General features: G+C 73.6%; 14 protein-coding genes and 1 tRNA gene. 6 read left to right on the top strand and 9 right to left on the bottom strand.

Annotation, left to right across the window (positions count from 1 at the left end; translation table 11 throughout):
* Positions 1-87 precede the first annotated feature (87 nt).
* The 7 genes from STRBO_RS0134130 to STRBO_RS0134100 form a co-directional block, all read right to left on the bottom strand.
* Positions 88-161, bottom strand: a tRNA-Lys gene (locus tag STRBO_RS0134130).
* On the bottom strand, positions 152-829 hold the full coding sequence (locus tag STRBO_RS41075) for a bifunctional DNA primase/polymerase (RefSeq protein WP_086016382.1): 678 nt from the start codon (positions 827-829) through the stop codon (positions 152-154). Before STRBO_RS41075 ends, STRBO_RS0134130 begins: the two co-directional genes overlap by 10 nt.
* 349 nt (positions 830-1,178) lie before the next feature.
* Positions 1,179-1,541: a hypothetical protein gene (locus STRBO_RS0134120; RefSeq protein ID WP_020115524.1), complete on the bottom strand. Its 363-nt coding sequence runs from the start codon at positions 1,539-1,541 to the stop codon at positions 1,179-1,181.
* A gap of 197 nt (positions 1,542-1,738) precedes the next feature.
* Positions 1,739-3,082, bottom strand: coding sequence for an AAA family ATPase (locus tag STRBO_RS0134115; RefSeq protein WP_005486558.1), 1,344 nt, complete (start codon positions 3,080-3,082; stop codon positions 1,739-1,741).
* Positions 3,079-4,695, bottom strand: a complete 1,617-nt coding sequence (locus STRBO_RS0134110; protein WP_005486556.1) for a hypothetical protein — start codon at positions 4,693-4,695, stop codon at positions 3,079-3,081. The genes STRBO_RS0134115 and STRBO_RS0134110 overlap by 4 nt, the downstream gene beginning before the upstream one ends.
* On the bottom strand, positions 4,686-5,849 hold the full coding sequence (locus STRBO_RS0134105) for a hypothetical protein (RefSeq protein ID WP_005486555.1): 1,164 nt from the start codon (positions 5,847-5,849) through the stop codon (positions 4,686-4,688). The genes STRBO_RS0134110 and STRBO_RS0134105 overlap by 10 nt, the downstream gene beginning before the upstream one ends.
* Entirely contained in the window at positions 5,800-6,831 is a 1,032-nt protein-coding gene (locus STRBO_RS0134100) for a phosphatase PAP2 family protein (protein ID WP_005486553.1), read from the bottom strand. The genes STRBO_RS0134105 and STRBO_RS0134100 overlap by 50 nt, the downstream gene beginning before the upstream one ends.
* 202 nt (positions 6,832-7,033) lie before the next feature.
* Here STRBO_RS0134100 and STRBO_RS0134095 point away from each other — a divergent pair, with 202 nt between their 5' ends.
* On the top strand, positions 7,034-7,633 hold the full coding sequence (locus STRBO_RS0134095) for a histidine phosphatase family protein (RefSeq protein ID WP_005486551.1): 600 nt from the start codon (positions 7,034-7,036) through the stop codon (positions 7,631-7,633).
* A gap of 28 nt (positions 7,634-7,661) precedes the next feature.
* Here STRBO_RS0134095 and STRBO_RS0134090 read toward each other — a convergent pair whose 3' ends face one another.
* Entirely contained in the window at positions 7,662-9,173 is a 1,512-nt protein-coding gene (locus STRBO_RS0134090; RefSeq protein ID WP_005486550.1) for an NsdA family TPR-like regulatory protein, read from the bottom strand.
* 258 nt (positions 9,174-9,431) lie between these two features.
* Between STRBO_RS0134090 and STRBO_RS0134085 the strand changes: the two genes are divergently transcribed.
* Both STRBO_RS0134085 and STRBO_RS0134080 read left to right on the top strand, forming a co-directional pair.
* Positions 9,432-9,806 carry a hypothetical protein gene (locus tag STRBO_RS0134085; RefSeq protein ID WP_005486548.1) on the top strand — a complete coding sequence of 125 codons (375 nt, stop codon included), beginning with the start codon at positions 9,432-9,434 and terminating at the stop codon, positions 9,804-9,806.
* Between the two features lie 171 nt (positions 9,807-9,977).
* Positions 9,978-10,856: a spermidine synthase gene (locus STRBO_RS0134080; protein ID WP_005486546.1), complete on the top strand. Its 879-nt coding sequence runs from the start codon at positions 9,978-9,980 to the stop codon at positions 10,854-10,856.
* 113 nt (positions 10,857-10,969) lie between these two features.
* On the opposite strand, the gene STRBO_RS0134075 is transcribed toward STRBO_RS0134080, so the two are convergent.
* Positions 10,970-11,515 (bottom strand): superantigen-like protein SSL4, encoded by a 546-nt coding sequence (locus tag STRBO_RS0134075; protein ID WP_028796995.1) that lies wholly within the window; start codon positions 11,513-11,515, stop codon positions 10,970-10,972.
* Positions 11,516-11,649: 134 nt separating this feature from the next.
* Here STRBO_RS0134075 and STRBO_RS0134070 point away from each other — a divergent pair, with 134 nt between their 5' ends.
* The 3 genes from STRBO_RS0134070 to STRBO_RS0134060 all read left to right on the top strand — a co-directional run bounded on the left by STRBO_RS0134070 (position 11,650) and on the right by STRBO_RS0134060 (position 15,351).
* Complete coding sequence (locus STRBO_RS0134070; protein ID WP_020115521.1) at positions 11,650-12,354, top strand: response regulator transcription factor; 705 nt, start codon at positions 11,650-11,652, stop codon at positions 12,352-12,354.
* The gene (locus tag STRBO_RS0134065; protein WP_005486543.1) at positions 12,351-13,778 is read left to right on the top strand and encodes a sensor histidine kinase; all 1,428 of its coding nucleotides are present in this window, start codon (positions 12,351-12,353) and stop codon (positions 13,776-13,778) included. The genes STRBO_RS0134070 and STRBO_RS0134065 overlap by 4 nt, the downstream gene beginning before the upstream one ends.
* 262 nt (positions 13,779-14,040) lie before the next feature.
* Complete coding sequence (locus STRBO_RS0134060) at positions 14,041-15,351, top strand: ABC transporter substrate-binding protein (RefSeq protein ID WP_020115520.1); 1,311 nt, start codon at positions 14,041-14,043, stop codon at positions 15,349-15,351.
* The last annotated feature ends 12 nt before the right edge of the window (positions 15,352-15,363 follow it).

Here is a 15,363-nt window from a genome sequence, read left to right as displayed (position 1 = left end):
AGCGGTGGGTGCCGGAGCGCGGGGAGTGGTGGGTGTCGGCGTGACGAAAGAAGCCCCTCGCTTCCGCGAGGGGCTTCTTTCGTGTCGTGCGCCGCCAGGGACTCGAACCCCGGACCCGCTGATTAAGAGTCAGCTGCTCTAACCAACTGAGCTAGCGGCGCCTGCTGACGTCGTAGACCTTAGCACCCTGATCGGCGGGAGGAAAAATCGATACGCGCACGGTCGCGGAGGCGCTCGCGCGGGCCGCCCGGACGGCCGCCCAGAGCACCACCTCGGGCCCCGGAAGCCAAGGTCGGCGGGTGTCCGGGGCGACGAGCCAGCGGGTTCCGAGGCGGCTGATTCCGGGTCCGTCCGGTGTGCCGCCGCACCCCTCGCCGGTGTCGGTTCCGCCGTCCTCGGAGGCGGTGCGCAGCACGGCCGGGACGGTGACCGCGTCGCCGGTGCCGTGACAGAGGAGAGGCGGGACGGCGCCGGTGCGGCCGGGGGAGCCCCACTCCTCCCACTCCAGCAGGGTGGGGAGCCGTTGGGCGGTGCCGGGGGAGGCGAACAGCAGCATGCGCCCGCGGTAGACGGCGACCGGTCCGGAGCCGGGGCCCTCGTCCCACAGCCGGTCGAGCATGCGCCGCCCGAAGATCGCCGGCACGCTGACGACATCGAAGACACTCCCGCACGGCAGCACCACCGGCGCGGACGGCCGCTCCTCCCACAGTGCCAGGGTGCTGCGCGGATACGTTCCTGCCGAGGCCAGCCAAGCCGCCCCGTCCGCCGTGACCCCCGCGACGTCGTCCCCGTCCTGCGGGTACCTGCCCGTCCCCACTCCAGCGCTCATGCATCCAGATCTACCGCCCGTGAGCGCCCGACCCCGGGCAGTTGCCGGAAACTGGGACGGGAGGTGGGCAAGTGGGGTATCTTGCCCGCCCGGCATATGCCAGACGCTGTTTTCGTTCCCGTTCTCCCAGCTGCGGGCGGGTGTGCCGCACAGGCGGCGAGTGGCCGCGGCCCTGCGGGAGCGGCGGCGGACGGCGAGAGCGGCGGCGGACGGCGAGAGCGGCGGGCGCCCGTCGAGCGCCGGTGCACGACACCCGGCCGCGCTCGGACCGGGCTCGATCACCCGCCGCCGGGTCCGCGCGGCCCGTCCGGCCCCGGTCCTCGGATCATCCCGCCCCGCGGTCTGGAGCTCAGAGGGACTCCGGCCCGCTCACGTCCCGCCCCCGCAGCAACTCCCGCCCGTACTCCACCATCTTCCTGGCGTAGTCCTCGGTCCACTCCGCCCGCTCCGCGATGTCCGCCGAGGTCAGCCGGTCGAACCGCCGGGGGTCCGCCAGCTGTGCCGCCGCGATCGCCTGGAACTCCACGGCCCGGTCCGCCGCCGCCCGGAACGCCTGCGCCAACTCCGTCGCCCGCGACAGCAGGGCCCGCGGATCGTCGATCGACTCCAGATCGAAGAAGTGCTCGGGATCGCCGGCCGCTTCCGCCGGCTCGAAGAGCAGGGGCGCCGGGCGTAGCCGCGGTTCGTTCCGACGCGACGTGGGCTCCGCCATGTCTTCTCCTCCTCGTACGACGGTTCGGTGGGCCGGTCCCCGGGGGTCTCCCGGGTGGAGGGCCACCGTCCATTCTCTCGTGACCGCGCAAGTGGGCACCGACCCTGCCCAGGCTCCCCACCCGCGGCCCCCCACACACCTACGTCCCGCGGGCGCCGCCCCGCTCAGTTCCGCCCGAGCCCGCCGCGGAAAGGGACCTACGGCCGCCAGCCCACCCGGTGCTCCGCCAGCTCCGCCAGCACCGCGTGGTTCGCCTCCCACCCGTCCGGGAACTTCACGGTCACCCCCAGCTGCACCGGCTCGGTCGAGGGATGGTCGTCGAGCAGGTCGGTGACGCCCGCCCGGCACACCACGACGCACGCGTGCCGGTGCCGGGAGGCGAGGACGCACAGCCGCCCGGTCTCCAGGTGGAACGCCGTCGCGTCGGGCCGCCCGGACAGCGGGTGCAGGACGACCGTGACGTCGTACTCCCGCCCCTGCAGCCGGTTCGCCGTGTCCACGACCACGTCGCGGACGCCCAGCTCGGCCAGCGCGGCGCGCACCGCGGCGGCCTGGTCGCGGTGGGCCGTGCCGACGGCGATCCGGTCGGCGGTCAGGGGCACGGGCTCCTCGGACCGCTCGGAGGTGGCCGCCCCACCCCGGTCGAGGAGCCGCCGTACGACCAGGGCGACCGCACGCACCGCCTCCGGGTCGGTCCGTGGCGTGTGCCGGGCCGGCAGCTCCAGCAGCCCCCACCCCGACTCGGCCGCCTCGTCGATCACCCGGTCCGGACCGGAGCCGTCCGACGGCACCGCGAACCCGAGCCGCCGGTCCCCGTGGCCCGTACCGCTGCGGAAGGGCGTGAACGGATAGAACGCGTCGGACACCAGGGGCGCCGCCGACGCCGGAAGCCGCCACGACACCGGCAGCCGGTGCTGGGGCAGCTCGGGGTTGTGGGCCAGCAGCGTCGTCACCGCCGAGGCCGACGGGTCGTACGACAGCCCCGCCCACTGCTCGCTGCCCACGATCGCGAACGGGTCCAGCTGCCCGGGGTCGCCCACGAACAGCGCCCGCTCGAACAGTCCGGCCACGGCCAGCAGCGCGTCCGACCGCATCTGGTACGCCTCGTCGACGATGGCGTGCCGCCACGGCTCGACACCCTTGACGTGCGCCCACTTCGCGGCCGTGGAGATCACCACGTCCAGCCCGGCCAGATCGGTCGCCTTCGTCGACTTCCGTACGTTCGCGAGTTCGTCCAGCGCCTTGTCGTACGGGTCGCTGTCGCTGCTGTGCAGCCGGCCGACCGGGAGGTCCGGCTCCTTCTCGGCGAGCCGGATCACCAGGTCGTCGACCTGCGCGTTCGTCTGCGCGATCACCATCAGCGGGCGCCCGGCGGAGGCGAGTTCGAGCGCCGCGCGGACGACGAGCGTCGACTTCCCGGCGCCGGGCGGCGAGTCGACGACGACACCGCGCGCGTCGCCGTGCAGCGTGTCGCGCAGGATGGCGTCGGTGGCACGGCCCGCCGCGGCCCCGGGGTCGAGCACGGCCTCGGTGGGGGTCACAGGACGTCCTCCTCGGTCACCGGGTCCGGCAGCGGCACGGCGCCGGGCTCACCCGGCGGCCCGCCGTGCGTCCACGGGGTGTCCTCCGGGTCCGGCAGCTTCGCCCCGCCCCGCTGGTCGTGCTCGAACAGGGTGAAACAGAGCGCGTCCCCCTTCTCGGGGACCGACCCCGCCTCCGGCTCCTTGCCCCGCCCCATCTTGTCCATGATGCGCAGCACCAGAAGGCCGCCGTCGGGGCCCTCACCATCCGCGTCCGTCTCGTACCCCACGAACTCGGCCGTCTGCGGCTTCCCGCCCAGCGAGCGGTACACCTTCGCGCGCTCCCCGAGATGCGGCCGGTCCTCGGTCCGTACGGTGACCAGCGGCCGAGGGCTCGGCCGCTTGCCCTCGCTGTACGCCATCACGACATCCGTGACCTCACCGGCGAACGCCTCCCCGGCCAGCCGCCGCCCGGCCATGACCAGGGGGTCGTCCAGGGCCTCCTGGGCGTCGAGCCGGGCCTGCTCCCGCTCGCGCGCGGCCAGTTTGTTCGCCGCCGTGACCGCGTCGTCGATCCGGGGCTGCGGGGGTTCCCCGGCGACGATCCGGTCCCGGTGGCCGGTGAAGGACCAGCGGTCGCGGGTCCACCGGTCGGCCGCGTGGGCGCCCTCCGGCAGGGCGCGCAGCAGGTCCAGGCCGTGCCAGACCGCGTCCCAGGTGGGCCGGGTGCGGCTCTCCACCAGGGCGCGGATCTCCCGCTCGGCGGCGGTCAGCGCGCCCAGCCGGTCGTCCGCCTCCAGACCGTCCTCGGCGGCGGCCAACGCGAGCCGTGCCCGGTCGTACCGCTCGATGGCCGGGGCCAGCAGCTTGTTGTCGAACGCCGGGTCGGTCGCCGGTCCCGCGGGCGGGCACAGCAACTGGCCCTCGGCGTCCCGCGCCAGCTCGGCCCGCCGCGCCGCCACCTCGCCCGACTCCCGCTCCGGGGGGTCGATCCAGGCCAGCAGCGACCCCAGATGCTGGTCCTCCACCCCGGACTGCCCGGTCGCCCAGTGCCGTGACAGCAGATCGGTCAGCGCGAGCAGCAGCGAGGAGCCCGGCACCCGCGCGCGCTCCCCGAAGTGGGTGAGCCATCGCCCGAGCAACGGCACGCGCGGCGGCGCCGGATGGGGAGCCTCCGGGTCCTGCTCGGCGGTGCGCCGGAACCGCATGGAGCGCCCGAGGAGCCGTACGAGGTCGATGCCCGTCCGGCTCGGCAGGATCAACTGCGGTGCGTCCGCGCACAGTTCGACCTCGACCTTGACCCGCTTGCCGGTCTCCGGGTCGGTCTCGCTGCGCTCGGCGGCCTCCACGACGTCGGCGTACGAGTCCACGTACGGCAGCACGATGTCCGCCAGCTCGGCCAGGAACGCGAATCGCAGGTCACGGTCGCGAGGCTGGGGCACCACCAGCAGCCGGGGCGCGTCCCGGTCGGTGCCGACGAGCGCGCCGAGCGGGGCCCCGGCCTCGCCGGCGGTGGTGAGCGGCACGAGGACCAGGGGCCGGTCCGACAGATGCCGGTGCAGGACGGTGGCCGTGGGCTGGGCACGGCCCGAGCTGACGGCTTCCAGGCGGGCGAGGGTGGCGATCAGCGACACGCGGCGCCCTCCCGTGCCGCGCCCGCGGTGCCGAGCGCCTCCGCCCGCAGCTCCGCCGCCCGGCGCAACGCCGCCACGGCGGGGTCGTCCGGGTCGCCGGCCCTGCCGTGGGCCGCCGCCAGAACCTCGTCGACCGTCGTGAGGCCGCCCAGCTCGGCGCGCGCGCCCCGGCCCAGGGAGGTCACCGCGCCCTCCGTACGGGAGCGGTCCCGGCAGTGGAAGGCCAGCTCGCAGGCGGCGAGACACTCGGGGGCGTAGGTGGCGGACAGCGCCTCGACGGCCGTCGTCAGCCGCTCGCGCGGGAGGTCGGTGGCGAAGCAGGTGCCCTCGGGGAGGGTGTCCGCGATCTCCTCGATCCGGGTCAGCCGTGTCAACTGGCGGCGGGTGACCGCCCGCTGTTTGCGGATGTCCACCGCGGCGGCCGTCGGGAGGTTGGAGAAGTCCCTGGGGCAGACCAGCAGCACCCGGTGGCGGACCTGGGGCGCGGGGGCGCCCTCGCGCGTCGCGCCGCCGAGCCGGGCGGCGACCTCTTCCAGGGCCAGCACGTACACCGCGGCCTGGCGGGCCGCCGCGCCCACCTTCGCCGCGTCCGCCGAACCGTCCAGCATCGGGAAGGACTTGATCTCCACGACCGACCAGGTGCCGTCGGGGTGGACCACCACCGCGTCCGGCTCCAGGAACGCGGGCGTACCCGCGACGTCGAGCGCGAGCATCGGGTGGTCGAGCAGCGTCCAGCCGCCGGTGTCGGTGGCCTCGCGCAGTGCCAGGGCCGTGCGGGCGGCGCGGCCCTCGGGACCCACGGCCGTGAGGTCGGGGACCGAGGCCGCGGCCGGGGGCTCGGCGCCGGGGTCCAGTCTCTCGTGCACCAGCCGCAGCAGTTCGGCGCCGCCGTCCGCCTTCACGCGGGCCTCGAAGGCGTTGCCCCGCATGAAGGCGAACTGGGACTGGCCGAAGGCGGAGGGCGAGCCGAGCGCGTCGGCCAGCACCGCCTTGTTCACCCCGGCGCCGTCCAGCAGCGCGCGGCGCTCACAGCCCGGGTTGGCCGCGAGCGCGGCGAGGGCGCGCGCGTCCAGCGCCTTGGGGGGGACCTCGGGGCCGCGCAGCTCAGCGAGCCGCTGCCGCAGCGCCTTCCCCTGCTTCCGCGGGGACGGCACCCGGCTCGGGCTCGATGATCCGCTGCCGTGGAATTCGCTCACCCGGGGAAGTCTGGCACTCCCCACTGACAATGGGGGAGACCGAGCCCCGTGAGGCGGCGGTGGCGGGAGCGACGGGCTCCTGCGCGGGCCGTCCGCCGAAGCCGCCGAACCGGTCCTCGGCCACCGCCGCGAGTCCGAGCGCCGCCCGGCACCGGTCCGCGGTCCGCAGCACCAGCGGTGTCAGCAGCAGACCCGCCCCCATCACGGCGGCGCCCGCCACCGCGTCGAGGAAGTAGTGGTTCGCGGTGCCCATCACCACGATCGTGGTGATCAGCGGGTACGCGACGGCTGCCGTCCGCACCAGGCGCGAGCCGCTCCCGAAGCGCCACAGGATCACCCCGCACCACAGGGCCCAGCCGACGTGCAGGCTCGGCATCGCCGCGTACTGGTTGGTCATGCCGCCCAGACCCCGGGGCGCGCTGGCCTCGCCGCCCCACCAGCCCCACGCGCTGTACTGGGCCATCGTGTCGACGAAGCCGTGGGAGGGGTCCAGCAGCCGGGGCGGGCAGGTGGGGAGCAGGGTGAAGCCGATGAGACCGATGAAGGTGGAGGTCAGCAGCCAGGTGCGGGCCGCGCGGTAGCGCACGGTGCGGGACCGGAACAGCCAGACCAGCAGTGCGGGCGTGACCAGGTAGTGCAGCGACGCGTACCAGAAGTCGGCGGGTATCCCGATCCAGGGCTCCCGGGTGAACAGGCGGTTCAGCGGGTGCTCGGCGTTGAGCCACAGGGCCTTCTCGATCCGCAGGATCGACAGACCGTGGTCGACGGCGTGGGCGGTGTCACCGCGCGCGAGGAGCCGGCCGGCCGAGTACGCCCCGTACACCAGCAGGATCAGCGGCAGCTCGGTCCACCAGCGGGGCCGCGCGGTCGGCGCCTCCTCGGTAACCGGTGCGCCGGTCCTTCTGGTAACCGGTGCCTCGGTCGCCTCGGTCTGCGGCATCCGACGTCTCCCCCATCTGCGTGCCTCGGTGGTCACCTGCGTGCGGTGTTCATCCATATGTGGTTCGGCTGTGGCCCTTGTGCAAGACGATGTCCAAGACGCAGAGATCGCCTCCCGGGTTGCCCCCCGACAGCGTGAGCGATGATGGACGCATCCGCCTCCCCATTCTTCCTTCTCGCAGAAGGCCCCCGAAAGGTCGCTCATGGCACCGCGCATCCTGCTGGCCCGACACGGACAGACGGAATGGTCCCTGCTCGGGAAGCACACCGGCAGGACGGACATCCCGCTCCTCGAAGAGGGCCGGCGCGGTGCCAAGCTCCTCGGGGAGCGCCTGCACCGGGCACCCCTGGACGGGCTGCCCGGTGTCGACGTCAGGACGAGTCCCCTCTCCCGCGCGCGTGAGACCTGCGATCTGGCGGGCTTCGGCGACCGCGCCACCGAGTGGGACACGCTGATGGAGGTGGACTACGGGGCGTACGAGGGGCTGACCCCCGCCGAGATCCAGACCTTCCGGCCCGGCTGGCTCATGTGGCGCGACGGTGTTCCCGAGGGGGAGACCCTCGAACAGCTCTCCGCGCGCGCGGACGAGGTGGTCGCGTGGGCGCGTTCCGCCGAACGCGACGTCCTCGTCTTCGCCCACGGGCACGTCCTGCGCTCCATAGCCGCGCGCTGGCTGGGCCTCGACCTCACCTTCGCCGCCCGGATCCGCCTCAGCCCCACGTCCCTGTCGGTCCTCGGCTGGGCCTACGGCGACCCGGCGATCGAGTCCTGGAACGACATCGGGCACCTGGCGGGCCACTGACGGACCCCGGGCGGCACGGGACGGCCCGCTACGCCGTCCGCGCGACCCCGGCGTGCCGTTCCAGGAACGCCGACACCCCCGTGGCCCGGCGGTGCGGCAGGAGCACCCGGGCCGTGCCCGCCAGCATCTGCTGGACGCGGGAGGACTGGACCTCGTCGAGGAGGTCGAGGACCCGCATGCCGGCCGCCGCGGCCTCGTCGGGCCGGCCCCCGCGCGCGAGGTCGTCGGCCAGTTCGGCCGTGTAGAGCGCGATGTTCCGGGTGAAGTGCGGGTTCTGCAGACCGGCCGCCCGGCGCGCGTGCCGGGCCGCCCGGGGCCAGTCGCCCAGCGTGGACCAGCACTGCGCCTCCAGGCCCTCCAGCTCGGCCTCCCCGTAGAAGCTCATCCACTCCGGGTCGGCCTCGGCGGCCCCCCGTCCGTACAGGGCGTGCGCCCGGGCCAGCGCCTGCTCGCACCCGGTGCGGTCGGCGAGCCCCGCCCAGCCGCCCGCCTCCCGCAGCGCCAGCAGGGACATCAGCCGGGGGGACCCGAGCGGCCGGGCGACCCGCTGCGCGGCCTGCGCCGCCCGTACCGCCTCGCGCGGCCGGCCCGCGTCGCGCGCGAGGAACGCCGAGTTGCAGAACGCGTGCGCTTCCAGACCCGGGTCCCCCGACATCCGGGCCGTCGCGAGCGCCTCCGCGTAGTGCGAGCGGGCGTCGTCGAAGCGCCCGGAGTCGTGGGCCAGCCAGCCCACGGAGATGGCCAGTTCCCCGGCCCCCGCGTACAGCCGGTCGGCGGTGGCCTGCCGGGTGGTGCCCGCGTCGAGCAGCGCGTACGCCGCCCGCAGCGGTGCCGAGGCCCTGCGGTACAGCCCGTCGGCCCCGTGCCGGTCGTCCAGCAGCCGGATCTTGCGCACGGCGGCTTCGAGCGCCCCCGCCTCCCCCGTGCCCGCCCGGTGGACGGGGCGGTCGGCGGCCGAGGCCGCACCCCCCAGGGTGAAGGGGCCGAGCGAGGCGGCCGCCATCGCGGCGCTGCCCCCGGTCATGAATGCGCGACGTTGCACGTCGCTCTCCTCGTGGTTCCGGTACGTGTGCTGCGTGCCCCGCCGGCCGCGCACATAGCCCGTGTCGCCCCGCGGGTCCTGCATGTCGTACATCTCTTGCGTGTCATACGGCTCGTACGTCCCTTCCGTCTCACCCCTCACTCCGGGTGCGGGGTGGGAACGGCTCTCGTTGCGAGGGGAGGGCGCTTCCTCGGCGGCGCGCGCCCCCCGACCGCGTACTTCCGCGCGGGGCGCGAACCCCAGGTCGGTCAGTGTCCGGCCGGGGAACATGTGCAGGAACACCCGTTCGTAGGCGTAGTTGGGGCAGCGGATCTCACCCGACTCGACCCGCCCGACGTAACGAGCGTCACAGCTCACCCGCTCGCCGATCTCCAGCGCGGCCCGCCGCACCACCGAGGCGAACTCGCCCGGCGAACGCTGCCCGCGCAGCCCTCTGAAGGCGAGGTTCGGCCGCTGTGGCCGGGGGAACTGGGACGAGGTCACCGATGACGACGTCATGGCCGGGCCCTCTCTCGCGAACCGTCGAACCATGCCGGATTCAGTAGGACTTGTGTGCGTGCTGCACGGTTGGTTCCGCTGTGTCCGGCGGGGCAAGAACGTACCCGCCCGATCGAGGCCCCCACGCGAGGTTTGGCTACAAACCGGATATCTCATCCTGGATATGCCATGAACTGCCATCCTTTGCGGCGCAGTTTCGCCGTAGCCGTTGACAGGGCGGCGCGTTGGGCAGGGGGCTGGTAGGCGTGGGAGGCCCGGATGAAGAACCACGAACCCCGTTCCGAGTGCGACCTGGTGACCGTGCCCGCGCGGCAGGGACTGGAGGCGGTCGACATCCTCCGCCGGGGCGCCCTCGACGTGGTGGGGCCCGTCATGGCGGTCGGACCCGTACTGCACGACGACACCTGCGACACCCTCGGGTTCCTGGTGCCGCCCGGTACGGCCGACGCGTGGGACGTACCGGGGAGCACGTGCACGCAGAGCGACGGGCGCGGGGCGGTCCTGGTCCCCGCGGACGGGGCGGACTGGCTGTTGCCGCCGGGGGAGGCGGACCTCGCGACGGATCCGGCGGTGCTGCGCGCCGCGCTGGGCGAGGCGGCGCGGTTGATCGAGGCGGCTGACAACTGCCGGTGAGGTGAGGGCCGGTCGCCGTCGGGGTTCTGCTCGTAGACGGGTGCTGGTGCTGGTGCTGGTGCTGGTGCTGGTGCGGGCGCGTCGCGGCTCGTCGCGCAGTTCCCCGCGCCCCTGTCGGGGCGCTCCCGGCGGCCGGCGCGCCCAGGGTGCCCCACGCCCGATAATGAGTTCATGGGCAGGTCGAAGAAGGGGCAGGGGCAGGGACGGCGTGGGCGGGGGGCCGACGCGGTCGTCGAGGAGGTCGACGGGGGGCTCGCCGAGCTGCTGCCGGACCCGGACCGGCCCCGGGCGTGGACGTTGCTCGTCGACGGGGCGCCGCAGTCGCACGTCGATCTCGACGATCCCGCGTATCTGTCGTTCGAGTACCAGCGCCGGATCGGGCACGTCATCGATCTCGTCGCCCCGGCCGGGCGGCCCGTGCACGCCGTGCACCTCGGCGGAGGCGCCTTCACCCTCGCCCGGTACGTCGCCGCCACGCGCCCCCGCTCCACCCAGCAGGTCGTCGAGCGGGACGCGGCCCTCGTCCGACTGGTCCGGCGCGAACTGCCCCTGGACCCCAACGCGCGCGTACGGGTGCGGTCCACGGACGCGCGCGAGGGGCTCGCGAAGGTGCCCGACGGATGGGCGGACCTGGTCATAGCGGATGTGTTCAGCGCGGCGCGCACTCCGGCGCATCTGACGTCGACGGAGTTCCTCACGGAGGTGCGGCGGGTGGTGAAGCCCGACGGGTACTACGCCGCCAACCTCGCCGACGGCCCGCCGCTGGCCCATCTGCGCGGCCAGATCGCCACCGCCGCCGTCGTCTTCCCGGAACTGGCGCTGTTCGCCGACCCCACCGTGCTGCGGGGCAGACGGTTCGGCAACGCGGTGCTCGTCGCCTCCGGCCTGCCCCTGCCCGTCGCCGAACTGACCCGCCGCGCCGCCTCCGACCCGCACCCCGGCCGGGTCGAACACGGCAGGACGCTCACCGACTTCACCGGCGGCGCCCAGCCGGTGACGGACGCGGGCGCGGTGGCCTCACCCGCGCCGCCGTCGTCGGCGTTCCGCTGAGGTTCCCCGATTTCCAGAAGTAACGGGCCTGAAGGCGCCGCTTCGGGGGACGGGCCGACCCGTGGACGCGTCGGCCCGTGGGACGCGCCGGCTCGCGGGAGGGCCGCTCATCCTCAGAAGTTCTGCACGTCCACCCGGGGCGCGCTGTCGTGCCAGGTGCAGAACACCGACACCCGGTCCGCGCCGGCGGCGAAGTCGACCCGGATCCAGGTCTCCGTCTTCCACACCTGCATCGACCAGCCCGAGCCGGGTGTCGCCGACACGAGGGTCGCGTACTGCTCGCCGAGCGAGAGGACGACCCGGCCGCCCTCGGTGTCGTACGCCTTGATCTCGCCCTGGTCGGCCGGGGCGCCGGTGCTCGGACCGGGGCCGGGCTCCGTGGACCTCGGCGGCTTCGAGGGGGTGGGGGACGGCTCGTCCGCGTCGCGCCTCGCCGGTGCCTCGGCGCTCTGCGACGGCTCCGGCAGGGGCGCCGCGGTGACCGGCGTCGGGGCTGCCTCGGCCCGTGCGTCGGCGGCCGTGATGGGCAGGGCGCGCGGCGGGTCGTAGGCCGTGCCGGCCATCACCGTGTGGACGCCCCACCACGTCACCGTGACCGCCGCGCCCGTGGCGAGCAGCCAGGCCAGTACGTGTAGGAGTCCTCTGCGCATCGCGGCCATCCTGCCCCACATGTCCCGGTGGTGTCGTGGGGCGGGGGGGCCACCGGTCCGTTCACGGGCCTGCGCGCGGGGCCCCCGCGTGAGTTGTCCACAGGCCCCGACCGGGCTCCCGCGCATGGCGTACGGTGCGGCGCATGGCAAGTGTGCTCGTGGTCGAGGACGACCCGTTCGTACGCTCGGCGCTGATCAGGCATCTGACGGACGCCGCGCACACCGTGCGCAGCGTCGGTACGGCCCTGGAGGCGCTGCGCGAGGTCGCGCACGTCCGTTTCGACGTGGTCGTCCTCGACCTCGGGCTGCCGGACCTCGACGGCTCCGAGGCGCTGAAGATGCTGCGCGGCATCACGGACGTCCCGGTGATCATCGCGACGGCGAGGGACGACGAGGCGGAGATCGTCCGCCTGTTGAACGCGGGCGCGGACGACTACCTGACCAAGCCGTTCTCGGTCGAGCACCTGTCCGCCCGGATGGCCGCCGTACTGCGCCGCTCCCGCGCCTTCGCCGGTGCGGGGCCCCCTTCCACGGTCATCCGGGTCGGCGGCCTCGCGATCGACCCGCTGCGCCGTCAGGCCGAGCTGGACGGCGTACGACTCGATCTCACCCGGCGCGAGTTCGACCTGCTCGCGTTCCTGGCCGGGCGGCCCGGTGTGGTCGTCGCGCGCAGGGAGCTGCTGGCCGAGGTGTGGCAGCAGTCGTACGGGGACGACCAGACCATCGACGTGCATCTGTCGTGGCTGCGGCGGAAGTTGGGGGAGACGGCGGCCAAGCCGCGCTATCTGCACACGCTGCGCGGGGTCGGTGTGAAGCTGGAGCCGCCGGGGGCGGGAGCGGGGCCATGAGGTGGGCCCTGGTCAAGGTGTGCCTGGCGGTGACGGCGATGGTCGTGGTGGCCTTCGCGGTGCCGCTCGGGCTGGTCGTCAAGGAGATGGCACGGGACCGGGCCTTCTCCCACGCCGAGCGGGAGGCGGCCGCGATCGCCCCGGCGCTCTCCATCACCACCGACCGGGAGCAGCTGGAGCGGGTCGTCGCCTCGGCCGGCTCGGACGACGGGATGGCGGTGCACCTGCCGGCGGACGGCACGGAGACCGCCGCGCTCGACCTGGGCCGGCAGCGGGCGTCCGACCGGGACATCGCGACGGTCCGGAAGCTGGGCCGGGCCTCCACCACGCGCGTACCCGGCGGGTCCACGCTGCTCCAGCCGACCGCGATCGGCTCCGGCGCGATAGCGGTGGTGGAGGTGTACGTGCCCGCGTCGGAGGTGAGCCGGGGGCTCGCCACGGCGTGGGCGGTGCTCGCCGGGGTGGGTGCCCTGCTGATCGTCGGCTCGGTGGCGGTGGCCGACCGGCTCGGGGTGCGTATGGTCCGGCCCGCGCGGCGGCTGGTGGAGAGCGCGCGCGAACTGGGGGAGGGGCAGTTGGGCGCGCGGGTTCCGGAGAAGGGACCGAAGGAGCTGCGCCTGGCGGCGGCGGCCTTCAACGCGATGGCCGACCAGGTGGTGCAACTGCTCGCGAACGAACGAGAGTTGGCGGCGGATCTGTCGCACCGGCTGCGCACACCGCTGACCGTGCTGCGGCTCAACGCGGCCTCGCTCGGCGACGGGCCGGCCGCCGCGCAGACGCGGGCGGCGGTCGAGCAGCTGGAGCGGGAGGTCGACACGATCATCCGTACGGCGCGGGAGGCCAAGCCCCGGACGGCGGTGGCGGGGCCCGGCGCCGGGTGCGACGCGGCCGAGGTGGTCCGGGAGCGGATGGCGTTCTGGTCGGCGCTCGCGGAGGACGAGGGCCGCACGTGGCGGGTGGCCGGGGCCGAGCGGCCCGTCCGCACACCCGTCGCGCGGGCCGACCTGGCCGCCGCGCTGGACGCCCTCCTCGGCAACGTCTTCAGGCACACGGACCAGGGCACGGCCTTCGCGGTGGACGTGCACGACGGCGGGGACGCGGTGATCGTCCTGGTCTCCGACGCGGGGCCGGGCATCGCCGATCCCGAGGCCGCGATGGCCCGTGGGCGGGGCTCCGGCAGCGACGGCTCGACCGGGCTCGGCCTGGACATCGTGCGCGGGCTCGCCGAGTCGACCGGGGGTGACGTCCGCCTCGGGTCGTCGGTGCTGGGCGGCACCGAGGTGCGGATCCGGATCCAGCTCGACGGGGGCGGGGCGGCGGGCGGCGGCGGGGCGCCGGCGCGCAGGGGACGCCGGGGAGTGCCGATGCGCCGACGCAAACACTTCGGAACGGCCTCCGCGCGGGTGGGGGACGGCGGTGGCTGACCTGGGTGGGCGATCTTGCGCGATCACGTGCCCCATGGACGCGACGTCGTCCAGGTGTGACGCGGGTCACGTATGTGTCGGTCACGTTTCGACATCCAGGGATTACGTTTCAACAAAGGGGGACAAGAAGTCTTGACGCATGACATGACATAGAGCTGTTATGGCGGCCACCGATGTTCGGTCGAGTTGGTTTCTGATTGTTTTCGATCAGTCACCGGCGAGGGCCATTGAGACCGAACGACCTGTCCCCAGGGAGCCGTACATGCACCTCACACCTTCCGGTCTCTCCGTCCCCGGCCCGAGCCGCCGCACTGTGCTGCGCGGCGTCGGCGGGGCGGTGGCGCTCGGCGCTGGAGTCCCCCTGCTCAGCGCCTGTGGCGGCAGTGGCAGTTCGGCCGGTGACTCGAAGACCGTCTCGCTCGGCTCCAACGCGTCGGACGCGGTGCCGAAGAAGGCGTTCGCCGAGATCTACGCGGCGTTCAAGAAGCAGTCCGGGATCACGGTCGACGTGAACACCAAGGACCACAACACGTTCCAGGAGCAGATCAACTCCTACCTCCAGGGCACCCCGGACGACGTGTTCCACTGGTTCGCGGGCTACCGCATGCAGTTCTTCGCGGCCAAGGGCCTCGCCAGCCCGATCGACGACGTGTGGGACAAGATCGGCGGCAACTTCCCCGACGCGATGAAGAAGCTCAGCAAGGGGGCGGACGGCAAGTACTACTTCGTGCCGCTGTACACCTACCCCTGGGCGCTCTTCTACCGCAAGAGCGTCTTCCAGGAGAAGGGCTACGAGGTTCCCACCACGTGGGACCAGCTGATCGCCCTGTGCAAGCAGATGCAGAAGGACAAGCTCGTCCCGATCGCCTTCGGCGACAAGGACGCGTGGCCGGCGATGGGCACGTTCGACCAGCTCAACTTCCGCACCAACGGCTACGACTTCCACGTCGAGCTGATGGCGGGCAAGGCGTCCTGGACCGACGCCAAGGTCCGCAAGGTCTTCGACCACTGGAGCGAGCTGCTGCCGTACCACCAGGAGGGCGCCGTCGGCCGTACCTGGCAGGACGCCGCGCAGACCCTGGTGTCGAAGAAGGCGGGCATGTACCTGCTGGGCACCTTCGTGGGCCAGCAGTTCACCAACAAGGCCGACCTGGAGGACCTGGACTTCTTCGCCTTCCCGGAGATAGACCCGGCGTACGGCCAGGACACCGTCGAGGCGCCCACCGACGGCTACATGATGAGCAAGGCCCCGAAGAACAAGTCCGGCGCGGCCAAGCTCATGGAGTTCCTCGGCACCCCCGAGGCCGAGCAGATCTACCTCAAGGCCGACCCGAACGTGGTCGCCGCCTCCACCAAGGCGGACACCTCCTCGTACTCGCCGCTGCAGAAGAAGGCGTACGAGATGATCTCGGGCGCCAAGAGCCTCACCCAGTTCATGGACCGCGACAGCCGCCCGGACTTCACCTCCACGGTGATGCAGCCGGCGCTGCAGAAGTTCATCCGCGACCCCAAGGGCGTCGACAGCCTGCTCTCGTCCATCGAGCGCCAGAAGAAGACGATCTTCGCGTCCTGACGACCGTCCTGA

Source organism: Streptomyces bottropensis ATCC 25435, assembly GCF_000383595.1.
In the GTDB taxonomy this organism is placed as follows: domain Bacteria; phylum Actinomycetota; class Actinomycetes; order Streptomycetales; family Streptomycetaceae; genus Streptomyces; species Streptomyces bottropensis.
Note: the sequence above shows the minus strand (reverse complement) of the source record. Positions and strands in the feature narration are given on the sequence as shown.